Raw genomic sequence first — 23544 nt, forward strand, 5'->3', positions numbered from 1 at the left:
GCGCAGCGAGCAAGAGGAAGAGCGCCGCCTTCGGCGGCTACCCACCCCCAGCCCCTCCCTAAAAGGGAGGGGAGAAGAACGTCCGCAATCGGCCGCTTTCGCTCTCTCCCTCGTCGTCCCGGGCTTGACCCTGGATCCCGCTTTTTTGGGGCACCAGCAGTTTTCGAGGTCAAGCGGGACCCCGGATCAAGTCCGGGGTGACGGTGATGGATAGGACAGCAATCTGCCGAAAGCGGCCGTCTCCTCCATGACGGTGCAAAATATCGAGCCTCCCGAATTTTCCCCGACGCCGAGTTCCGGCCGATTGCGCGAGCTTGCCCGACACCGCTTACCATCTGTTTCACTTGTGTGACATCTGCGTAACACAGCGGTCATACGGCGCTGTCAAAGGCCCCCTCGACTCGCCGGGAGCCAACAGGCCCCGGTGAATTTCCACGCTCCTCGGGGGATATCATGCATCAGCTTCGTACCGTTCGTTCGCGCATCCTGCTCGGCACCTGCCTTTCGCTCGCCGCCGCGCTTCCCGCGCCGGCCTTTGCCGGCGACCTTACCGGTTCGGTCACCGACGCCAGCGACACGCGCGCGCTGCAGGGCGCACAGCTGCGCATCGTCGAACTCGGCCGCGTCGCCGAAGCCGATCGCGACGGCAGCTTCCGCTTCGCCGACGTGCCCGCGGGCACCTACACGCTCGAAGCACGCTATGTCGGCGCCGAACCGCGGACCCAGACGATCACCGTCCCCGAAAGCGGCAATGTGACGGCAAAGGTCATCCTGGGCACCGACGACACCATTCTCGTCATCGGCCAGTCGGCGACGCAGGCCAGCGCGCTGTCGCGCCAGAAGGCCGCCGACGGCATCGAGAGCGTGCTGACCCGCGACGCGGTCGGCCAGTTCCCCGACCAGAATGTCGCCGAATCGCTGCGCCGCCTGCCCGGCGTCAACATCCTGAACGACCAGGGCGAAGGCCGTTTCGTTTCGGTCCGCGGGCTCGACCCCGAACTCAACGCGACCTCGGTCAACGGCGTGCGCCTGCCCGCGCCCGAAAGCGACGTCCGTTCGGTCGCGCTCGACGTGATTTCGAGCGACAGCATCGAATCGATCGAGGTCAAGAAATCGCTGACCCCCGACATGGACGCCGACACCATCGGCGCGTCGATCGAGATTCACACCACCAGCGCCTTCGAGCGCCGCAAGAACCTGCTGACCGCGAAGGTCGAGGGCAGTTACAATGAACATTCGGAAAAGCTGACCCCCAAGGGCAGCATCGATTTCGCGCAGCGCCTGTCGGACAATGTCGGCATCTCGGGCGGCATTTCCTATTATCAGCGCAAGTTCGAAACCGACAATGTCGAGGCCGACGGCTGGGACGTGAACGACGACGGCCAGGTCACGACCGAGGAGCTCAACTATCGCGATTATGACGTCGAGCGGAAGCGCCTGTCGGCGAACCTGAACCTCGACTTCCGCGTCGGTTCGTCGACGAAGCTTTATGCGCGCGGCATCTACAGCCAGTTCGACGACCAGGAATATCGCCGCGAGACGAGCTTCAAGCTCGAGGATGCGGGCGAAGTGACGGGCAGCGGCGCCGATCTCGTCTACAGCGATGCCGATGGCGAACTGTCGATCCAGCGCTCGCTCAAGGACCGGTTCGAGCGTCAGCGCATCCGCAGCATCGTGCTGGGCGGCGAAACCGAGAGCAATGGCTGGCAGGCCAAATATTCGGTCAGCTACGCCAAGTCGACCGAACGCGAGAACGGCTCGATCGACCCCGCCAATTTCGAACGCAAGTTCGAGGACGAGGGCCTGAACCTCGGGCTCGACTTCGCCGATCCGCGGCGGCCGCGCTATACGGTCGGCGGCAGCGCCGGTGCGATCGCCGATTTCGCCGACCCGTCGCAATATGAACTCGACAGCGTGCAGGTCACCGGGCTGTCGGCTTCGCAGGACGAGGAATGGGGCGCCAGGCTCGACCTCGGCCGCGAGTTCGCGATGAACGGCGGCAGCTTCACCGTACAGGCGGGCGCCAAGGGCCGCTGGCGCGACAAGCGCTATAATCTCGAAACCCAATATTGGGAGAATGACGATCTGACGATGGCCGATCTGGTCGGCAACCAGACCTATCGCATCACCGACATCTCGCCGGTGCTGGACAAGAAGGGCGTGCGCCGCTTCTTCAATGCCAACCGCGACATTTTCGAACTCAACGAACTCGACTCGCTGTTCGATTCGACCGTCGAGGATTATTCGGTGAGCGAGGACGTCATGGCCGGCTACCTGCTCGGCCGCTGGGACAGCGCGACGCTCCGCGTCATCGGCGGCGTGCGCTACGAGCATACGAAAAACGATATTCGCGCCAACACCGTGACCTTGGTCGAGAAAGGCGGCGAACTGCCCGACGGGTCGGAGGCCAAGAAGGATACCGTCCTCAGCGTACCGAACCAGTTCAAGCGCAGCTATGGCGACTGGCTGCCGAGCCTGACCGTCCGCTGGGAACCGCAGCAGAACCTCGTGCTGCGCGCCGCGGGCTACAAGAGCCTCGTCCGCCCGAAACTGTCGAAGCTCGCACCGCGTTTCACGATCGAGCAGAATGACGACAATGAGCGTGAGGGCGAATTCGGTAACCCCGACCTCAAGCCCTATGTGGCGTGGAACTTCGACGCCGGGGTCGAATATTATCTGCCGAACAACGGCGCGCTGTCGGCCGGGGTCTTCTACAAGGATGTGAAGAATTTCATCGTCGACACGAACCTGGAAGACGCGGGCGAATATATGGGCATCGCCTATGACGAGGCGACGATCCCGATCAACGGCGACAGCGCCAAGATTTGGGGCGTCGAACTCAGCTATACGCAGGCGCTGCGCTTCCTGCCGTCGCCGTTCGACGGGCTGCTGGTGAACGCGAACTACACCTACACCGATGCGACGGGGAAGGTGCCGGTCGACGGCGACATCACCGACCTGCGCAAGATCACCCTGCCGTCGGCATCGAAGCACACGTTCAACGCGGCGCTGGGCTATGAGAAGGGCCCGGTTTCGCTGCGGCTTGCCGGTACCTATCGTTCGAAATATCTCGACGAGCTGGGCGACGATGCGCCGGAGGACCGGATCATCGACAATCATTTCCAGCTCGACCTGTCGGCGAAATATGATGTCACCAAACAGGTGCAGGTCTTCTATGAGTGGGTGAACATCAACAACGCGAAATATTATGCCTACAACAATGTCGGCGCCCGCCAGAACCTGCTGCAGTTCGAGCAATATAAATGGACGATGAAGTTCGGTGCGCGGGTAAAGTTCTGATGCGCCGCCTCGCGCTCCTCGTGCCGCTTCTCGCCCTGGCCGGCCACACGGCGGGCGAAGCGAAGCCGGTCATCGCCGGCCTGCCGCCCGTGCCCGTCACGGCAAGCGGCGAAACCGATCCGGTGGGCACCGGCAAGGCCGATGCCGCCGACGATCCGGCGATCTGGGTCGATCCCACCAACCCGAACCGCGCGCTGATCATCGCCACCGACAAGAAGGCGGGCATCCACGTCTATGACCTGACCGGCAAGGACCGCGCCTTCATCGAGGGCGGACGCGTCAACAATGTCGACGTCATCGGCAACATCGTCGCTGCAAGCGACCGCAATGACGGCGTCAACGCCCACATCGCGGTCTTCCGCCTCGATCCCGACAAGCTGTCGCTGACCGCGCTCGGCCGCGCGGCCGCGGGCACCGGCGAAGCCTATGGCTTCTGCTTCAGAAAGACGGCGCCGGGCGAGCCCCTCACCGCTGCGCTGATCCTCAAGGACGGCACGGTCCGCGTCGGCACGCTCGCCGTCGACGGCGCGCCGAGCTTCGCAATACAGTGGGAATATAAGATTCCGACCCAATCCGAAGGCTGCGTCTTCGACGGCGACACGCTGTATGTCGGCGAAGAAGATGCGGGCATCTGGGAGTTGAAACAGGACGGCAAGGGCGCCGCGGCGCGGCTTGTCGCGCCGGTCGACAACCGGCGCCTCGTCGCCGACGTCGAAGGCCTCGCGACGATCGATCACAAGGGCCAGCGCTATCTGCTCGCGTCGAGCCAGGGCGACAACGCCTATGCGGTCTTCAAGCTGCCTTCGCTGGACTATGTCGGCCGCTTCGCGGTTACCGCGGGCGAGTTCGGCGCGACAAGCGAGACCGACGGGATCGAGGCGGTCGCCGGCAATTTCGGCGCCGCCTATCCGGATGGCATTTTCCTGGCGCAGGACGGCGACAATGCGCCCAAGGCGCAGAATTTCAAGCTGGTGCGCTGGGACCGGATCGCGGTGGCGCTGGGACTGTAGAAGATTCGCGCAGAAGCACAGAGATCGCAGAGATTCTAGTTCACGCGGAGACGCGGAGGCGCAGAGAAAGAGGATTGTCGGCTTCGCCGCCATATTCTCCTTTTCTCGGCGTCCTCTGCGCCTCTGCGCGAATCTCTTTCTTTTCTTCTCCGCGTCTCCGCGCCTCCGCGTGAACCCTTCAAAGGTTGCCGAAACGCCGCCACCCGACTAGGGGAGCCGCGTCTTTCCCATCCTGCAAAGGCCGCCCTTTCCCATGACCGACCTGATTCCCGTCCGCCGCGCCCTCCTGTCCGTTAGCGACAAGGCAGGACTCGTCGACCTCGCCGCCGCGCTCGTCCGTCACGGCGTCGAACTGGTGTCGACCGGCGGCACCGCGAAGGCGCTGCGCGACGCGGGGCACAATGTCCTCGACGTCTCCGACCTCACCGGCTTTCCCGAGATGATGGACGGCCGCGTCAAGACGCTGCACCCGACCGTCCATGGCGGCATCCTCGCGGTGCGCGACGATGCGGCGCATGTCGCGTCGATGGAGGAGCATGGCATCGGCGCGATCGACCTGGTCGTCGTCAACCTCTATCCCTTCCTCCAGACCGTGATGTCGGGCGCCGACCGCGATACAGTCATCGAGAATATCGACATCGGCGGCCCCGCGATGGTGCGCTCGTCGGCAAAGAACCACGCCTTCGTCGGCATCGTCACCGAACCCGAGGATTATGCCGCGCTGATCGCCGAGATGGATACGAATGGCGGCGCGACCACCCTCGCGCTGCGCAAGCGCCTCGCCGCGACCGCCTTTGCGCACACCGCGACCTATGACGGGATGATCGCGAGCTGGTTCGCCTTTGCCGATCAGGGCAAGCTGTTCCCCGACACGCTGCCGCTGACCGCGAAGCTCGCCACCGAACTGCGCTATGGCGAGAACCCGCATCAGCAGGCGGCGCTCTACCTGCCCGCCGGCCCCGCCGCGCGCGGCATTGCGCAGGCCGAGCAGGTGCAGGGCAAGGAACTGAGCTACAATAATATCAACGACGCCGACGCGGCGCTTGAGCTGGTCGCCGAATTCCGCGAGGCCGATCCGACCTGCGTCATCGTCAAGCACGCCAACCCGTGCGGCGTCGCGACCGCGGCGACGATCGCCGAGGCGTATGACGCCGCGCTGAAGTGCGACGATGTGTCGGCGTTCGGCGGCATCATCGCAGTCAACCGGCCGCTCGACGGCGCGACGGCGGAGCTGATCAGCGGCATCTTCACCGAAGTCGTCTGCGCACCCGACGCCGATGCCGACGCGCGCGCGGTGTTCGCGAAGAAGAAGAACCTCCGCCTGCTGCTGACCGGCGAACTGCCCGATCCGGCACGCGGCGGGCTCATGATGAAGACGATCGCCGGCGGCTGGCTCGCGCAGAGCCGCGATAATGGCCGCATCACGCGCGCCGACCTGAAGGTCGTCACCGACCGCGCACCGACCGACGAGGAACTGACCGACGCGCTGTTCGCCTGGACGATCGCCAAGCATGTGAAGTCGAACGCGATCGTCTATGCCAAGGGCGGCTCGACCGCAGGCATCGGCGCCGGCCAGATGAACCGCCGCGACAGCGCGCGCATCGCCGCGGTGAAAGCGCGCGAGGCGGCCGAATCGCACGGCTGGGCCGAGCCCCGCACCGTCGGCAGCGCGGTCGCCAGCGACGCCTTCTTCCCCTTCGCCGACGGGCTGCTCGCCGCGGTCGAGGCGGGCGCGACCTGCGTCATCCAGCCGGGCGGATCGATCCGCGACGACGAGGTGATCGCGGCGGCGAATGAAGCGGGCCTCGCGATGGTGTTTACGGGCATGCGGCATTTTAGGCACTAAGATTTTCGTCGCCCCCGCGAAGGCGGGGGCCGCTGGAGGCATAGTGCAAGATTGCCGGCGGCCCCCGCCTTCGCGGGGGCGACGGGCTTTGTTGTCGACTTCGCTTCACACCGACGGCATAGAAGCGCCGTGGTCATCCTGACCCGGAACCAAGGACCAGCATGACCGAAATCGTCCGCAAGCCGTCCTTCATCCAGCGGCTCTACAACTGGACGATGGAGAAATCGGCGCATCCGCACGCCGAATATTGGCTGGCGCTGGTATCCTTCGTCGAGGCGAGCTTTTTCCCGATCCCGCCGCACCCGCTGCTGGGCCTGATGTGCCTCGCGAACCCCAAAAAGGCGGTGCGCTATGCGATCATCTGCACGTTCGCGTCGGTCGCGGGCGGGATGCTCGGCTATACGATCGGCTATTTCCTGTACGAGAGCGTCGGGCTGTGGCTGCTCGGGGTGCTCGGGTTGACCGACGCCTTTCCGCCGGCGGCCTGCTATTTGCGCGAATTCGGCGCCGAGATCATCCTGATCAAGGGCGCGACGCCGATCCCGTTCAAGCTGCTGACGATCACCGCCGGCTTCATCCACATGAATTTCTGGACCTTCCTGTGGGCCAGCCTCGCCAGCCGGGCCTTTTCCTTCATGCTCGTCGGGATATTGTTCCGGCTGTTCGGCGCGCCGATCAAGGCGTTCATCGACAAATATCTGATCTGGGTCACCGGCGCGTTTCTGGTCGCGGTGGTCGCGGGCTTCGTCGCGATCGGCGCGCTGTCGGGCGACGGCAAGTCGAAGGAAGCCGACAAGTGCAGCGGCGCGACGCTCGAGAGCATCGGGCTGGACCGGGCGTAGGAATAAACCGTCGCCCCCGCGAAGGCGGGGGCCGCCGTCGGTTTACGCGGCGGCGCAGAGCAAGGCTGCCAGCGGCCCCCGCCTTCGCGGGGGCGACGGTGTTTACTCGTTCGCAGCCGTGTGCAGCCAGTCCGCATGGCGCGGCGCCTTCTTGGTCCGGCTCCATTCCTCAAGCATCAGCGGCGCGACGCGCTTCAGTTCGGCATATTGTTCATCGGTGCCGATGTCGCACGCCAGTTCGACGCGGTGGCCGTTGGGGTCGAAGAAATAGATCGACTTGAAGATGCCATGATGCGTCGGGCCGAGCACGTCGACGCCTTCGCTTTCGAGATGCGCCTTCGCCGCAACGAGTTCTTCGAAGCTGCCGACCTTGAACGCGAGATGCTGGACCCACGCCGGGGTATTCTCGTCGCGGCCCATGTCGGGCTGATTGGGAAGCTCGAAAAAGGCGAGGATGTTGCCGTTCCCCGCGTCGAGGAAGACGTGCATGTACGGGTCATACTCACCGGTCGACGGCACATGATCCTCGGCAAAGGCGGTGGTGTAGGTCATGCCGAGCATGCGCTCGTACCAGTCGACCGTCTGCTTCGCATCCTTGCAGCGATAGGCGGCGTGGTGGACGCCGCCCAATTTGATCGGGCTGGTCATTCGGCGGGTTCCTCGACATTCAGCGCTCCACGGCGAATCTGGTCCATTTCCATCGATTTGAACAGCGCGGTGAAATTGCCCTCGCCAAAGCCTTCATCCTTCTTGCGCTGGATGAATTCGAAGAAGACAGGGCCGATGACGGTCTGGCCGAAAATCTGGAGCAGCAGGCGCGGGTCGCCTTCCTGCGTCGATCCGTCGAGCAGGATACCGCGCGACTGGAGGCCCTCGACCGACTCGCCATGGCCGGGCAGGCGCTCTTCGAGCATTTCGTAATAGGTCGCGGGCGGGGCCGGCGCGAACGGATTGCCGAGCGCCTTGAGCTTGTCCCATGCGGCGTAGAGATCGTCGCAGCTGAACGCGATATGCTGGATACCCTCGCCATTATAGGCGCGCAGATATTCCTCGATCTGGCCCTTGCCGCCCGCGCCCTCTTCGTTGAGCGGGATGCGGATCTTGCCGTCGGGGGCAGTCATCGCCTTCGACGTCAGGCCGGTATATTCGCCCTTGATGTCGAAATAGCGGATTTCGCGGAAGCCCGCGATGCGCTCGTAAAAGGCCGCCCAATGCGCCATGCGGCCGCCATAGACATTGTGCGTCAGGTGATCGATCAACTGCATGCCCGCGCCCACCGGATGGCGATCGACGCCGTCTTCATAGACGAAATCGATGTCGTAGATGCTGAGGTCGTCGCCATAGCGGTCGATCAGATAGATGATCGACCCGCCGATGCCGCGGATCGCGGGCAGGCGCAGCTCCATCGGGCCGGGATTGACCTCGACGGGTTCGGCGCCGCGGGCGACGGCCACTTCATAAGCCTTGGCCGCATCGCGGACGCGCCAGCCCATGCCGCACGCCGACGGACCATGCTCGGCAGCGAAATAGGCGGCGGCCGATCTGGGTTCGTAATTGGCGATCAGGTTGATGCCGCCCTGGCGCCACAGCTGGACGTCCTTCGAGCGGTGGCGCGCGATCAGCGTGAAGCCCATCGCCTCGAACACCGGTTCGAGCATGCCCTTCTCCGGCGCCGAAAATTCGACGAATTCAAAGCCGTCGAGGCCCAGCGGATTTTCGAAAAGGTCGGCCATGATCGCATTCCCATCTAGTTTCAATTGAAACTATTATGACCAAACAGCTGCGGCGAGTCAATCCGCAGCGAGCGCCTCCGCCCCGCCAGAGCGACGATGCCAGGCATCCCCGTGCCGACGCCCATGAATATTCGGAAGGTCACAAAGGTCACGCCACATCCCCCTTCTCTTTGCCCCCTCAACCGCAAAAAGGGCGGCGCAGGGAAAGACAGGGAAGCAAGGCGTGCGGTTCATCCGCCAGCTTGGAGCATGGCGGCGTAATGTAGGAAAGCGATTCTTTTGGGATATAGCGAGCATCAGGGTCGGAGCCCGAGGGGACAAATTCGAATCTTCGTTATCGGCCGGGAGTTGCCATCTCCATCATCGTCACCCCGGACCCTTCGACAGGCTCAGGACAGGCTAGATCCGGGGTCTCGCTTGACCTCGAAAACTGTTGGTGCCCAAAAAAGCGGGATCCCGGGTCAAGCCCGGGATGACGTAAAAAGGGCAGGAAGCAGCCGGTCGTCGCGGTTCCTGTCGTGTACCCCGGCGAAAGCCAGGGTCCAGGGCGCAGCGGCGCTACTTTGGCTTTCCAACGCCCTGGGCCCCGGCTTTCGCCGGGGTACACTGTGGGTGGTGCAACGTCCGCTCCCCCACCCCAAAGCGGACGTTAGACAAGCCACGAATTTATCCACGCGACCTAATCTGCGCCGTTCCCCCGAGAGCAGGTTCAGACGGCCGCCGCCTCGATCGCTTCCAGCGCGTCCATCCACGCCATCTCGGCCTGTTCCAGCTCGGCAGCGAGCTTGCCACGGCGGCGACTGAGCTCACCCATCGCCAGCTTCGCCAGCGCCGGGTCGGCTCCCGCCGGGTCGAACATCGCGCGATCGATCGCCGAAATCTGCGCGCTCAGCTTGCCTGTCTGCGCCTCCAACTGCTGCGCCGATTTACGCAGCGCCGCCTGCGCCTCGCGCGCTTTGGCCGCTTCCTGCCGCGCCGATTTGGCGTCCTTCGGCTTCGCGGGCGCGCCCTTGGCATCGCCGTTCGTACTCTTGCCGAGGATGAAGGCGACATAATCGTCCATGCTGCCGTCGAAATCGCGCGCCGTACCGTCGTCGACCAGCACCAGCCGGTCGGCGGTCAGTTCGAGCATGTGGCGATCGTGGCTGACGATCAGCACCGCGCCGTCGAAGCCGTTGAGCGCCTGCACCAGCGCCTCGCGCGCATCGACGTCGAGGTGGTTGGTCGGTTCGTCGAGGATCAGCAAATGCGGGGCATCGCGCGTGATCAGCGCGAGCGCGAGCCGCGCGCGCTCGCCGCCCGACAGCTTGCCGACCTCGGTCGTCGCCTTGTTGCCGGTGAAGCCGAAGCGCCCCAATTGCGCGCGCACCGCGCCCGGCGTCTTGCCCGCCATCACGCGCGTCATATGGCCGAGCGGCGTGTCGCTGCCGTCGAGTTCCTCGACCTGATATTGAGTGAAATAGCCGACGCGCATCTTGCCCGACGCCGCCATCGCGCCGTCCATCGGGGTGAGCTGTGCCGCGAGCAGCCGCGCGAGCGTCGTCTTGCCGTTGCCGTTGCGCCCGAGCAGCGCGATGCGGTCGTCGGGATCGATGCGCAGGTTGAGCCGCGTCAGGATCGGCGCGCCCGGCGTATAGCCGACGCTGGCGAGATCGAGCGTGATCAGCGGCGGCTTCAGTTCGTCGGGGCTCGGGAAATCGAAGGTCAGGCTCGGGTCCTCGGCGACGGCGGCAATCGGCTGCATTTTCGCCAATTGCTTGGCGCGTGACTGCGCCTGCTTCGCGGTCGAGGCGCGCGCGCTGTTGCGGGCGACATAATCCTGCAGCTTGGCGCGCTGCGCATCCTGCGCCGCCTTGGCCGCCGCAAGCTGGGCGAGGCGCTCCGCGCGCTGGCGCTCGAAGTCGTTGTAACCGCCCGCGTAAAGCACGACCTTCCCGCCTTCGAGGTGCAGGATATGGTCGACGACATTGTTGAGCAGGTCGCGTTCGTGGCTGATCACCACCAGCTGGCCCGGATAGGCGCGCAGGAAATTTTCGAGCCACAGCGTCGCCTCGAGGTCGAGGTGGTTCGACGGTTCGTCGAGCAGCAGCAGGTCGGGTTCGGAGAAGAGCAAAGCCGCGAGCGCGACGCGCATCTTCCACCCGCCCGAAAAGCTGTCGAGCGGCTGGCCCTGCATCTCCTCGTCGAAACCAAGCCCGATCAGGATGCGCGCGGCGCGCGCCGGCGCGGTATAGGCGTCGATCGCGATCAGCCGCTCATGAATATCGCCGAGCCGGTCGGGGTCGGTCACCGTCTCCGACTGCTCGAGCAATTCCGCGCGTTCGGTATCGGCGGCAAGCACGGTGTCGAACGGCGTCGCGGTGCCGCTGGGCGCTTCCTGCGCGATATAACCGACGCGCGTCTTGCGCGGCATTTCGATGCCGCCTTCGTCGGCTTCGAGCTGGCCGATCATCACCTTCATCAAGGTCGATTTGCCCGCACCGTTGCGGCCGATCAGCCCGACGCGGCTCTTCGGCGGCAGACTCGCGGTCGCGCGGTCGAGGATGGTGCGCCCGCCGAGGCGCACGGTAAGGCCATTGATCGTCAGCATGGCGCGGGCCCCTAGCACGCGGCGGCGCGAAGCCCAAGTGCGATCAGCGGCGCGCCTGCGCTCCGCCCGCGCCGTTCAGCGTATCGCGCGCGACCCGCTGCAACGCCATGGCCTGTGCATCGGAGAGCCCGAGTTCGTCGGCGCCCTTTTCCTTGGCGCCGAGGGTCGTGGGATCGACGCCGGTAATGGCGCCGAAGGTGACGAGCGCCGAGAGATAATAGCCGGCGACGCTGGCGTGATAATGATCGTAGGTCCACAGGTCGAGCTGGCCATAGCCGATCCCGTCATAGGGATTGGGGTCGGCGACGCCCGTCGTCATCGCGCGGTTCCAGGCCTGACCGACCGGCACGATCCCCGCCACCGACGGATTGGCGGTCCGGGCGCGGTCGGCCGCGGCGCGGAGGTCGTCGGCCATCGCCGTCACCGGCTTTCCGGACCAACGCCCTTGTGATTCATATATCTGGTCGGCGCGCGTCCAATTGGCCGAAAGCCGGATGTCGACCGCCGGGTTGCGCGCCTTGAAGAGCGAAACCAGCCGGCCGACATTGCGGACATAATTGGCGGGATCGCCGGGCTTTTCGCGATCGAGCGTGCTATACTCCTGCAGCACGACGATATCCCACGATCGGTCGAACAGCGCCCGCCGCTCGTCATAATGAAAGCCGAGCGACTTGCCCCCCTGCGTTTCGAGGCTGACTTCATAGTCGAGCCCCGCCTGTTCGGTGAAGAGTTTGAACAGCGCCGGGACGCCGCCATAGCCCGCATGGTTGAGGTCGGTGACGCTGCCCGCGCGCCAGTTGCGCGCCGCCGAATGCGCGCCCTGCGTGAAGCTGTTGCCGATGAACAGGATCGTCTTTGGCGCGGCTTGCGCGGCCGGGACGGATGGAGCCGCCCCGGCGGCGGCGGTTTGCGCGGGCGCGCTTTCCTGTGCCGCCGCCGCCGGTGCGACGACGAGCGCGGCAGCGCCGATCAGAAACCAGATGCCGTGCCCGTATCTCATATCAGAACTCCGTGGTGACCGAGGTGTACCAGTAACGGCCATAGGGGTTGTAGAGCGCCCCCAGATAGCCTTCCGACGACAGCGGCGGTTTCTTGTCGGTGAGGTTGCGCACCCCGACCCGCCAGCGCATGTCGCCGCCGATGCCGCCCGTATCCTTGATCCGGATCTGGGCATAAAGGTTGGCGGTGATCTGCGACTTCACCCGCCACGGATCGCCATCGGCGTCGACGAAGCCGGTTTCGTCGACCGCGCCGGTATAGCGCGCGAAGGCGCCGAGCTGGAACTGCCCCAGCGACCAGGTGAGCGACGCGGTGCCGCGCCATTTCGGACGGCCGTTGGCCTCGATCAGATTCTGCGTTTCGGGGAGCGGCGTCGCGGGGTCGATGTCGCCGGCCTCGCGCGCGGCGACGAGCATGTCGACGGCGTCGCCCGGCGCGCGCGAGAATTTGAGCAGCCGCGTCGCGTTGAGCGCGAGGTCGAATTTGCCGGCGCCGGTTTGCGGCGACTGCCAGTAAAGGCCGAAATCGAGCCCGCGGACCGTCTGCGGCAGCAGGTTGACGAACTGGTCGCGCACCGTGTTGATCCGGCCGACCGGTGCGATCCCCGTCCCCGCGAAGTCGGCGATGTCATCGGCATCGGCGGCATCGCGAATGACATTGGGGTTCGACGATCCCTGCAGGCGCAGCAGATAGTCAAGCGCAACCGCGGTATCATTGCCGAGAATGCCGACGATGCCCTTCTGGCGGATCGACCAATAATCGACGGTGAAGGTGACGCGCCCGAGGCTGGACGACAGGAAGGCGGGCTCGATCACCGCGCCCAGATTATAGTTGGTGCTCTTTTCGGGTTTCAGGTCGGGATTGCCAGAGACGCGGCGCGAATAGCCGACATTGTTGCCGCATTCGGTGAAATTGTCGATCCGGCCGGCGCGCAGGTCGACCTCGCAGCGCAGGAAATCCTGGCTGGTCGCCAGCCGCGCATATTCGACCGCATTGACCTGTTCGAGGTTCGGGGCGCGAAAGCCCTGCGAGAAGGAACCGCGGAAACGCAGCCCGTCGATGACGTCCCACGCGGCCGCGATCTTCGGCCGCGCGACGCTGCCGAAATCGCTATAATGTTCGTAGCGGCCGGCAAGCTGAACATCGAAGCGCCGGACGAGCGGGATATCCATCTCCTCCGACACCAGGGGCACCGCGAGTTCGGCATAGGCCGCGGCGACCGTCCTTTTGCCATAGGTGTCGGGATTGTCGCTGACCGCGGCGGCGTCGCTGATCGTCGTCGCGCCCGATACCGCATCGACGAAGGGGCTCGATCCGTCGACCGCCGCATCGCGGTCGTCGCGCTGCGTCTCGCGCCGGATCTCGACGCCGAATGCCATGCCGACATCGCCGCCCGGCAAGGCGAACAGGTCGGACCGCGACGCGCGGAAATCACCCATCGTCAGCGTCGTCTTCGAACGGCGCTGCAACTGGAAGGTGATCGCATCGATCGCCGCCTGCGAGCTGGGCGTGCAGTCGCCGAAGGTCGTCGTCGCCGCGCAGCCGCCGTTGAACGGATTATAGGCGTCGGGGGTCGACAGCGCGAGGCTCTGTTGCAGCGCCGAACTGCGCACCGCGAGGCTGCTGTCATGCGCGCTCGCTTCCGAATAGACGAAGGCGCTGTCCCATTTGAAGCCCGCCGTCTCGCCGCGCACGCCCAGCAAGGCGCGGATCTGTTCGCCGGTGACATGCACCTTCTGCGGCCCGGTATCGACGAAGCGATAATTGGTGAGGAGGACGGGCAGTCCCTCCGCCGGCACATTGGTCAGCCCCGGAATGCGGTTCGGGTTGGGCTGTCCGTCGATCGTTTCCGCGCCGAACGGATTATAATAGTTGCTCGCCGGAACCCAGATCTGGTTGAGGTTGATCACCGGCGGCTGGATGCGGACGGTGTCCGAATAATAATAGCCGAACTCGCCGAACAGCGTCAGCGTATCGGTCAGGTCGTAATGGCCGTTGGCAAAGGCGTTGTAGCGTTTGATCTGCGGCCGCACCGTCGTACCCTCGGCGGTGTCGTAGCGCAGGTCGCGGAAGCTGTTGTTCGTCGCCAGCGAGGTGTTCACGAGACAGAGGTCGGGGGTCAGCGCATAGGTGCAGCCGCCGAAGCTCGGCGGACGAACGGTGAAGGCCCCCGCCGCGGTGGTGAGGTTCGTGCCATTGAGCCGCGGCCGGCCGCCGGTGACCGGCACCTGCAGCCCGGGCCAGGGTCCGCGCGTCGCGCGCCCGTCTGGCGTGGTCGATCCGGCGAAGTCCGGATAGCCCGCGAACAAGGGCCGCAGATCGGCGGAGGCGGTATAGTCCTGGTCCTCGGCGCGCAGCGCGGTGCGTTCGGTATATTCGAACGAGACGGTGATATTGCCGCGATCGAAGCTCTTGCCCGCCAGGATATTGCCCTGGAACTCGCGCAAATGGGTGCCCTCGGCGCCGCCATATTGCGCCTGGAAACGCAGGCCGTCGTAATTGTCCTTCAGCACCGTGTTGACGACCCCGGCGACGGCGTCCGAACCATAGAGCGCCGCGGCGCCGTCGAGCAGCACTTCGAGCCGCTGGAGCCCGGTCGTCGGAATCGCGTTCGAATTATAGCTCAGCACCGGCACCGTCCCGGTGTCCGACAGCCCCTGGCTGGCGGGGTGGGTCACGATGCGGCGGCCGTTGAGCAGCACCAGCGTGTTGCCGACGCCCAGCGAGCGGAGGTCGACCGAGCCGACGTCGCCGCGCGCCGCGTTGCTGGTCTGCGCATTATTGCCGGGGTTGAAGCTGACATCGCCCATCTGGGGGATGTTGCGGATCAGTTCGTCGCCGCTGACCGCGCCGATCGCGTCGAGCCTGTCCTGCCCGACCACCACGACGGGCAGCGCCTCGGTCACCCGCGCGCCTTCGATGCGCGTGCCGACGACGACGATATCGCCGCTGGCTTCGCCATCGGGCTGCGGTTCGTCGCTGGCGGCGGCATCGGCCGCCGGTTCGGCTTCGCTGGTCTGCGCCTGTGCGGGTGCGCCCGCGAGAAGGCAGATCGCGGTGCTCGCCAGAAACATGGTTCCGATTGTGCGTTTCATTGTCATTCTCCCCAATTTTTATCGTTGAACTTCCGCGCCGCCGGTCGCGCCATCAATCGCTGTCGGTTTCGATCGGGCGCGCCGCGAGCCCCGGTGCCGGTTCGCCGCTCAGCGCGCGGTGGAACGCGTCGCGGTCGAGCGATTTTTCCCACATCGCGACGACGATCGCGGCCAGCGCATTGCCGATGAAATTGGTGAGCGCGCGGCATTCGCTCATGAAGCGGTCGATGCCGAGGATCAGCGCGAGTCCCGCGACGGGCACCGACGGCACGACCGACAAGGTCGCGGCGAGGGTGATGAACCCGGCGCCGGTGACCCCGGCGGCGCCCTTCGAACTCACCATCGCGACGAGCAGCAGCGCGATCTGGTCACCCAGCGACAGGTCGACATTGGTCGCCTGCGCGACGAACAGCGCCGCCAGCGTCATGTAGATGTTGGTGCCGTCGAGGTTGAAGCTGTAGCCCGTCGGCACCACCATGCCGACGACCGGCTTGGCGCAGCCCGCCCGTTCCAGCTTTTCCATCAGGCTGGGCAAGGCGGCTTCGGACGACGAGGTGCCGAGCACGAGCAGCAGTTCGGCCTTCAGGTAAGCGATGAGGCGGAAGATCGAGAAACCCGCGAGCCGCGCCATCGCGCCGAGCACGACCACCACGAAGAAGATCGAGGTCAGATAGAAGGTCGCGATCAGCGCGCCGAGGTTGGCGAGCGACTCGACGCCATATTTGCCGATCGTGAACGCCATCGCGCCAAAGGCCCCGATCGGCGCGAAGCGCATCAGCATCGCGACAAGGCGGAAGAAAACGACCGACAGCTTTTCGAGCATGCCAAGGACCTGCGCGCCCGCGGCGCCGGTGTGCGACAGGGCAAGGCCGAACAGGATCGCGACGAACAGCGACTGCAGGATCGACCCCGAGGTCAGCGCCGAGACGAAGGTGGTCGGGATGATCGCGAGCAGGAAGGCGGTCAGCGTCGCTTCATGCGCCTTCTCCTGATATTGGACGACCGCGCCGGCATCGAGCGTCGCCGGGTCGATATTCATCCCCGCCCCCGGCTGCACCACATTGGCAACGATCAGCCCGACGATCAGCGCGAGGGTCGAGAAGAAGAGGAAATAGGCGAAGGTCTTGACCGTCAGCCGGCCGAGCGTCTTCGCTTCGCCGACCGACGCGATGCCGGTCGCGACGGTCAGGAAGATCACCGGTGCGATGATCATCTTGACGAGGTTGATGAAGCCGTCGCCGAGCGGTTTGAACGCGACGCCGATGTCGGGAAAATAATGCCCGAGCAGCACCCCCGCGGCGATCGCGGTCAGCACCTGGACATAGAGGTGCGACCACCATGGCCCGGCTTTCACAGGCGCGCGGTCGGCACTCAAATCGATCGTTGCGGCCACCGGCCTCTCCCTGTCTGCGGCCCGCCGGTGCGAGCGATCGGGCCGTTCGACCGGCCTTTTGCGGAAGAATATGGCCGCCTAAGCGAGCGGTCAAAATATAGGGATTCAGAATTATCCACTTGTTTTAAATGATAATATTTCGAAACGCGCCCTTACCCGCTGGCAATTTGTGCATTATTCCGCATGACAAATTGAAAGTTTGTGCGAAAATCCGCACATGGTCACCGCAAATGATTCGGTTGAGGTTCAGGGCCCCGGCGCCGGGCGGCGGCGGCTGTTGCTGGCCACGATCGCCGGCGCGCTCCTGCTGATCGTCGCGGCGCTGGCGCTGGCGCAATGGGCGGCAAGCCATGCCCGGTCAGCAACCGATATCGAGGCGCGGCAGAATGCGCGCGCGCATCTCAGCCTGCTCGAAAGCGAGTTGCAGAAATTCCGTCTGCTGCCGCGCGTGCTGACCGAATTCCCCGACGTCCGCGCCGCGCTCGCCGACCGGAGCGTCGCGGCGTCGGCGCGGCTCAATCGCGAGCTCGAACAGCTCGCGGCGCGCACCGATGCCGCCGTCATCTATGTCATGGGCCCCGACGGCACGACGATCGCCGCGAGCAACTGGCGGATGCCGACAAGCTTCGTCGGACAGAATTACCGCTTCCGCCCCTATTACCAAGGCGCGATGGCGCGGGGCGAGGCCGAATTGTTCGCACTCGGCACGGTGAGCGGACGACCCGGCCTCTATCTTGCGCGCAAGGTTGCAGTCGACGGGCGCACCCTGGGCGTCATCGTCGTCAAGGTCGAGTTCGACCGGCTCGAAGGCAAATGGGCCGATTCGGGGGCGGCAACTTTGGTCACCGACGATGCCGGCATCGTCATCATGGCCAGCGAGCGCGCCTGGCAGTTCCGCTCGCTCGCGCCGCTGTCGGCGGCACGGAGGGACGAGCTACGGCGGTCGCTGCGCTACGGCGCGCGGCCGCTGGCGATGCTGCCGGCGCGCCGCACCGACGGCGACCTCGTCATCGGCGAGACGATCTATCGCCCGGCGTCGGAGCATGTCTCGCTCCCCGGCACAACGCTCCACCTGTTCCAGCCGCTCGGGCCGAAGCGCGACAGCGCCAATGCGACGGCGCGCGTCATCTTCCTTGTCCTGCTGATTTTGGTGGGCACCGCGATCGTCACCCTGCTCCGCATCGTCGAGCGGCAAACGATCCGCCATGCCGCGCATCTTGCGCTGGAACGCGAGGTCGCCGCGCGCACGCAGGATCTTAGCGACGCCAATGCCGAACTGAAGCAGGCGGCCGAACGGCAGGTCGACACCGATCGCCGCTACCGTGCCGCGCGCGAGGAGCTGGCGCAGGCAAGCCGGCTCGGCTCGATCGGCCAGATCACCGCGGGCGTCGCGCATGAAATCAATCAGCCGGTCGCCGCGATCCGCACCTTCGCCGAAAACAGCCTGCGCTATCTGGAGCGCGGCGATGCAAACAAAGTGCGCGGCAATCTGGACATCATCGTCGACCTGACCGCCCGCGTCGGCGCGATCACCAACGAGCTGCGCAATTTTGCGCGGCGGAGGCCCAAGCCGCTCGGCCCCGTCGCGCTGCAATCGGCGATCGACGGAACGCTGCTGCTGATCGGCGACCGGCTGCGCGCGCAGGGCATCGCGCTCGACATCGCGCTCGACCGGCCCGATGCGACGGTCCACGCCGAGCGGGTCCGGCTGGAACAGGTCTTCGTCAACCTGCTGCAGAATGCGATCGAGGCGCTGCGCGGCAAGACCGATGCGCGCATATCGATCCATGCCCATGGCGATGATCCGCAGTTCATCGACATTTGCGACAACGGCCCCGGCGTCCCGGCCGATCTGGTGCCGCAGCTCTTCACCCCCTTCGCGACCGGGCGCCCCGACGGCCTGGGGCTGGGGCTGGCGATCGCGAGCAACATCATGGCCGATTTCGGCGGCAGGCTGACCCTGATCCCCTCGCCGCTCGGCGGCGCCGGATTCCGGCTGGAGCTCAGAGCGTGAGCCTGTTCACCGGACAACAGACCATATTGTTCGTCGATGACGATGCGCAGCTTCGCGCCGCGAACATCCAGGCGCTCGACCTCGCCGGCCTGTCGGTCGAGGCCTTTGCCGACGCCGCCAGCGTGCTGCCGCATATCACGCCCGATTTTTCCGGCATCGTCATCACCGACATCCGCATGCCGGGCATGGACGGGCTGCAATTGCGCGCCGCGATCCACGCGATCGATCCCGACATCCCGGTCATCCTGATCACCGGGCACGCCGATATCGCAATGGCGGTGCGCGCGTTGCACGACGGCGCGTTCGATTTCCTCGCCAAACCCTTTGCCGCCGATCATCTGGCGAGCACCGCGCGCCGCGCGCTCGACCATCGCGGGCTGATCCTCGACAACCGGCGGCTGACTGCGGCGGTGGCGGAGATCGACAGCCCGCTGATCGGCGAGAGCGCCGGCATGACGCGGCTGCGCGAAACGATCGCCCAGCTTGCGCAGGCCGATATCGACGTGCTGGTCGAGGGAGAGACCGGCACCGGCAAGGAACTGGTCGCGCATATGCTGCACCGCCAGAGCCGCCGCCGCGGCGCCCCGCTGGTCGCGGTCAATTGTGCCGCGCTGCCGCACGAACTCGCCGAGACCGAATTGTTCGGCAGCGACCTGATCGACCGCGCCACGGGCAAGCTCGGCCATGCCGGCCGCATCCGCAGCGCGCATCGCGGCACCTTGTTCCTCGACGAAATCGATACGATGCATCCGGCGGTGCAGGCGAAACTGCTGCGCGTGATCGAGGAACGCGAAGTGCAGCCGATCGGCGCCAGCGCGCCCGAACCTGTCGACCTGCGCATCGTCGCTGCGACCAAGACCGACCTGATGGACGCGGTGCGGGCGGGCGAATTCCGCGAGGACCTCTATTACCGGCTGCACGTCGTGAAGCTGCGCATTCCGCCGCTGCGCGAGCGGCGCTCGGACATTCCACAGACCTTCGCCTTTTTCCTCGACGAAGCGGCGGCAAAAATGGGGCTGGCGGGCTTTTCCATCGACGACGGCGTCCGCCGCTATCTGGTCGAGCATGACTGGCCGGGCAATGTCCGCGAACTCAAGAATTTCGCCTATAGCGTCGTGCTCGATCTGCCGTCCGACCCCGGGCTGCCGCCCGTCCCGCCCGACATGACCCTGGCGACGCGCGTCGCACGCTTCGAGGCGACGATCATCCGCGACACGATGACCGCGTGCGGCGGCGACATTGCCCGGGCGATGGCGATGCTGGGGGTGCCGCGCAAGACTTTGTACGACAAGCTCGGCCGCCACGGGATCAACCCGAAGGATTATCGCGCCACCGGACCTGGCTCCCTTTGATCGCAAACAGGGGTGGACCATAGGGCCCAGCCGGGTAGACTATGGCATGGGATCGACCGCATGACCGATACCGCGCCCGCGCCGCCCGCGGCGGCGGACGCCCGCAAACCCGGCCTGCTCGGCCGCTGGTTCGGCATCGCGCTGTGGAAACGGATCATGGCGGCGCTGGTCCTCGGCGGTGCGGTGGGCCTCTTGTGGGGCGAGGGCGCGACGTCGATCGCGTGGATCGGCGAATTGTTCGTGCGGCTGATCCGCATGCTCGTCGTCCCGCTCGTCTTCCTGACCATCGCATCGGGGGTCGCGGCGCTGGCCGATCCGAAACGGCTCGGCAGCATCGGCATCAAGACGCTGGCGATGTATGTGTTCACGACGGCGCTCGCGGTCACCACCGGCCTTGTCGTCGCGAGCTTGATCGCGCCGGGCGCCGGCGCCAGCTTTGCCGGCGCGGTGCCCAAGGCCCTGGCCGAGGCGCAGGATCCGGCGCGCATGTTCATCGAGATCGTGCCCGACAATCCGATCGGCGCGATGGCAAATGGCGCGACGCTGTCGGTCATCTTCTTTGCCATCGTCGTCGGCGCCGGCGTGATCGCCGCGGGCAAGGAGGCCGAACCGGTGCGCCGCCTGCTGACCGCCGGGACCGCGGTGATGCTGCGGATCGTCGGCTTCGTGATGGAAACTGCGCCGTTCGGCGTCTTTGCGCTGATCGCGGTGATGATGGGGACGACGGGCCCATCGAGCTTCCTGGCGATCTTCAAGCTGGCGCTATGCGTGCTGACCGGCGCCGCGATCGTCACGCTCGTCATCCATGGCGGCATCGTCGTCCGCCTGCTCGCCTGGCTGCCGCCGCTGCCCTTCTTTCGCGGCATCGCCGACGCGATCATGGTCGGTTTTTCGACCTCGTCGAGTTCGGCGGCGCTGCCGGTCGCGATCCGCGTCGCCGAACGCAATCTGGGCGTATCGCCCCCGGTCGCATCGACCGTGCTGCCGCTCGGCGCGACGATCGGCATGGACGGCGCCGCGATGTATGTCGCGATGCTCACCTTGTTTTCGGCGCAAGCCTTCGGTCTCGACCTGAGCTTCGCCGACTATCTGGTCATCGCGGGCACCACGACGATCGTCGCCATGGGAGTCGCACCGGTGCCGTCGGGATCGCTGTTCGTCCTCGCCGCGGTGCTGCATGCGATCGGCATCACGCCCGAACAGACCGCGCTCGTCGTCGGTTTCATCCTGCCCTTCGACCGGATCCTCGACATGATCCGCACCGTTCCCAACGTGACCTGCGACCTGTCGATCGCCACCGCCGTCGCGCGCTGGGAAAAGGAAATCGACGTCGATGAATATCTTTCCGCCAAAGACGTGTAGGGGTTTTCAATGACCGCCCTGGCCCCCTTCCACATCGCTTTCCCGGTCCGCGACCTTGACGCGGCACGCCATTTCTATGGCACCGTGCTCGGTTGTCCCGAGGGCCGCAGCAGCGCCGACTGGATCGACTTCAACCTCTACGGCCACCAGATCGTCGCCCATCGCGTCGCTACGCCGGATGGCGATGCGGTCGCGGGTCATAACCCGGTTGACGGGCATGACGTACCGGTTCCGCATTTCGGCGTCGTCCTGCCGCCCAGCGAATGGAACGCACTCGCCGAGCGGCTGCAGGATCGGGGCGTCAGCTTCGTCATCGAACCGCATACGCGCTTTCCCGGCCGGCCCGGCGAACAATCGACGATGTTCTTCCTCGACCCGTCGGGCAATGCACTCGAGTTCAAGGCTTTCGCCGATCCCGGCCAGTTGTTCGCAACATAGCGAGTTGCTTAGTGCGAGGCGCCCATCGAGACCTGTTTGGGCAGCGGCGCGCACCATACCGACATTGCCGCGATGACGAACACGACCCCCGACGCGAGGAACAGGTGGAGCACGCCGATGGTCGATGCCTGCACCTCCACCATATGCTCGATCATACCGCGCGCCTGTTCGAGCGTCAGCCCGGCGCGCTGGAGCGCATCCATGGCGCCGCCCGGATCGTTGAGCGCCGAGACCATTTCCGAACGCGAGGTTCGACTGGCATCGTCCCATGCCGTCGTCGCCACCGCCGTACCCATCGCTCCGCTGAGCGTGCGCAGGAAACTCATCAGGCCCGCGGCCGAGGTCTGGTCCTTTGCCGGAACGCTGCTGAGCGCCAGCGCGGTCAGCCCGACGAAGAAAAATGGCATGCCCATCCCTTGCAGCAGATGCGGCAAGGCCAGCGTCCAGTAATCGACGTCGGCATTCCAGCTCGCGCGCAGGATCGACACGAAAGCCATCCACATGATGCCGGCGCTGATCGAGATGCGAATGTCGATCTTGCCGATCAGCCCTGCCGCGACGGGCGATAGCAATACGGCGAAAACACCGATCCACGCCACGATGAAACCGGTTTCGGTGGCCGTATAACCCGCCACCTGCTGCAACCATAATGGCGTCAGCACGACCTGCGAAAAGAAGGCGCCGAATCCCAGGGATATGGCGATCGTCGCAAAGCTGAACCCGCGAAAGCGGAAGACGCGCAGGTCGACGACCGGATTGGCGTCGGTGAGTTCCCAGATGACGAAGGCGGCGAAGCTGATCGCGGCGACGATCGCCAGCATGACGATCCAGGCCGATCCGAACCAGTCATGTTCGCGTCCGGTGTCGAGCATCACCTGGAACGCGCCGACCGAGAGGACGAGCAGGATGAGCCCGATCACGTCGATCCGCGCCTTCACCTTCTTCGTCTCGAACGCGCCGAGCATGCTCGCGACGCCAAAGGCACAGATCGCGACGATGGGCAGGTTGATGAAGAATATCCACGGCCAGCTCCAATTGTCGCTGATCAGCCCGCCAAGGATCGGACCGAGGATCGGCGCCGTCGTCGTGGTCATCGCCCAGATCGCGAGACCGACCCCCGCCTTTTCCTTCGGGAAGATACGCAGCAGCAATATCTGCGACAGCGGCATCAGCGGACCGCCCGACAGTCCCTGGAGGACGCGAAAGAGGATCAGCGCATCGAGTGTACGCGATATGCCGCACATGAAAGAGAAAAAGCCGAAACCGATGATCGAGATCATGAACCAGCGCACGGTGCCGAACCGCATCGCGAGCCAGCCGGTCAGCGGCACCGCGATCGCATCGGCGACCGCATAGCTGGTGATCACCCAAGTGCCCTGCGTCGGTGACACGGCGAGGCCGCCCGCGATATGCGGGACCGACACATTGGCGATCGTCGTGTCGAGCACGACGACGAAATTGGCGAGCGCGAGCGCGAAGGCCGCGGCGATCAGCCGCATTCCGCTCAGCGGTTGCGGCTCTGCCGGGACGCTGGTGGTGGCGGGAGCGGCAACGCTGGCCATCGGTCAGG

At 65.5% G+C, this 23544-nt stretch carries 15 protein-coding genes; 8 read left to right on the top strand and 7 right to left on the bottom strand.

Going from position 1 to position 23544, the window contains the following annotated elements; all coding sequences use genetic code 11:
* The first annotated feature begins 453 nt into the window (after window positions 1-453).
* From FHR22_RS18080 to FHR22_RS18095, 4 genes are all read left to right on the top strand, one after another.
* Window positions 454-3300, top strand: a complete 2847-nt coding sequence (locus tag FHR22_RS18080) for a TonB-dependent receptor (protein WP_166945099.1) — start codon at window positions 454-456, stop codon at window positions 3298-3300.
* Window positions 3300-4310 carry a phytase gene (locus tag FHR22_RS18085; RefSeq protein ID WP_166945100.1) on the top strand — a complete coding sequence of 337 codons (1011 nt, stop codon included), beginning with the start codon at window positions 3300-3302 and terminating at the stop codon, window positions 4308-4310. Before FHR22_RS18080 ends, FHR22_RS18085 begins: the two co-directional genes overlap by 1 nt.
* Window positions 4311-4563: 253 nt before the next feature.
* The gene (gene purH / locus FHR22_RS18090; protein ID WP_166945101.1) at window positions 4564-6156 is read left to right on the top strand and encodes a bifunctional phosphoribosylaminoimidazolecarboxamide formyltransferase/IMP cyclohydrolase; all 1593 of its coding nucleotides are present in this window, start codon (window positions 4564-4566) and stop codon (window positions 6154-6156) included.
* Between the two features lie 161 nt (window positions 6157-6317).
* Window positions 6318-6998 (top strand): YqaA family protein, encoded by a 681-nt coding sequence (locus FHR22_RS18095; protein ID WP_166945102.1) that lies wholly within the window; start codon window positions 6318-6320, stop codon window positions 6996-6998.
* A 102-nt stretch (window positions 6999-7100) separates the two neighbouring features.
* Here FHR22_RS18095 and FHR22_RS18100 read toward each other — a convergent pair whose 3' ends face one another.
* The 6 genes from FHR22_RS18100 to FHR22_RS18125 all read right to left on the bottom strand — a co-directional run bounded on the left by FHR22_RS18100 (window position 7101) and on the right by FHR22_RS18125 (window position 16808).
* Window positions 7101-7646 carry a VOC family protein gene (locus tag FHR22_RS18100; protein WP_166945103.1) on the bottom strand — a complete coding sequence of 182 codons (546 nt, stop codon included), beginning with the start codon at window positions 7644-7646 and terminating at the stop codon, window positions 7101-7103.
* Window positions 7643-8731, bottom strand: coding sequence for a 4-hydroxyphenylpyruvate dioxygenase (hppD, locus tag FHR22_RS18105; RefSeq protein WP_166945104.1), 1089 nt, complete (start codon window positions 8729-8731; stop codon window positions 7643-7645). Before hppD ends, FHR22_RS18100 begins: the two co-directional genes overlap by 4 nt.
* Before the next feature lie 709 nt (window positions 8732-9440).
* A complete protein-coding gene (locus FHR22_RS18110; protein WP_166945105.1) occupies window positions 9441-11321 on the bottom strand; it encodes an ABC-F family ATP-binding cassette domain-containing protein in 1881 nt (626 codons plus the stop codon).
* Window positions 11322-11364: 43 nt separating this feature from the next.
* Window positions 11365-12321: a DUF4886 domain-containing protein gene (locus FHR22_RS18115; RefSeq protein WP_166945106.1), complete on the bottom strand. Its 957-nt coding sequence runs from the start codon at window positions 12319-12321 to the stop codon at window positions 11365-11367.
* A 1-nt stretch (window position 12322) separates the two neighbouring features.
* Window positions 12323-15415 (bottom strand): TonB-dependent receptor domain-containing protein, encoded by a 3093-nt coding sequence (locus FHR22_RS18120; protein WP_208417796.1) that lies wholly within the window; start codon window positions 15413-15415, stop codon window positions 12323-12325.
* A gap of 52 nt (window positions 15416-15467) precedes the next feature.
* Window positions 15468-16808, bottom strand: a complete 1341-nt coding sequence (locus FHR22_RS18125) for a dicarboxylate/amino acid:cation symporter (protein WP_341786826.1) — start codon at window positions 16806-16808, stop codon at window positions 15468-15470.
* Between the two features lie 217 nt (window positions 16809-17025).
* On the opposite strand from FHR22_RS18125, the gene FHR22_RS18130 reads away from it, so the two are divergent.
* Genes FHR22_RS18130 through FHR22_RS18145 form a run of 4 tightly spaced genes read left to right on the top strand, consistent with a single transcriptional unit; the run spans window position 17026 to window position 21974 of the window.
* On the top strand, window positions 17026-18822 hold the full coding sequence (locus FHR22_RS18130) for a sensor histidine kinase (protein ID WP_166945108.1): 1797 nt from the start codon (window positions 17026-17028) through the stop codon (window positions 18820-18822).
* Complete coding sequence (locus FHR22_RS18135) at window positions 18819-20174, top strand: sigma 54-interacting transcriptional regulator (protein ID WP_166945109.1); 1356 nt, start codon at window positions 18819-18821, stop codon at window positions 20172-20174. Before FHR22_RS18130 ends, FHR22_RS18135 begins: the two co-directional genes overlap by 4 nt.
* Window positions 20175-20234: 60 nt before the next feature.
* Window positions 20235-21536 (top strand): dicarboxylate/amino acid:cation symporter, encoded by a 1302-nt coding sequence (locus FHR22_RS18140; protein ID WP_208417797.1) that lies wholly within the window; start codon window positions 20235-20237, stop codon window positions 21534-21536.
* A gap of 9 nt (window positions 21537-21545) precedes the next feature.
* The gene (locus FHR22_RS18145; protein WP_166945110.1) at window positions 21546-21974 is read left to right on the top strand and encodes a VOC family protein; all 429 of its coding nucleotides are present in this window, start codon (window positions 21546-21548) and stop codon (window positions 21972-21974) included.
* An 8-nt stretch (window positions 21975-21982) separates the two neighbouring features.
* On the opposite strand, the gene FHR22_RS18150 is transcribed toward FHR22_RS18145, so the two are convergent.
* The gene (locus FHR22_RS18150) at window positions 21983-23536 is read right to left on the bottom strand and encodes a DHA2 family efflux MFS transporter permease subunit (protein WP_166945111.1); all 1554 of its coding nucleotides are present in this window, start codon (window positions 23534-23536) and stop codon (window positions 21983-21985) included.
* Between the last annotated feature and the right edge of the window lie 8 nt (window positions 23537-23544).

The sequence above is a fragment of the Sphingopyxis panaciterrae genome, from assembly GCF_011762125.1.
Lineage (GTDB): Bacteria > Pseudomonadota > Alphaproteobacteria > Sphingomonadales > Sphingomonadaceae > Sphingopyxis > Sphingopyxis panaciterrae.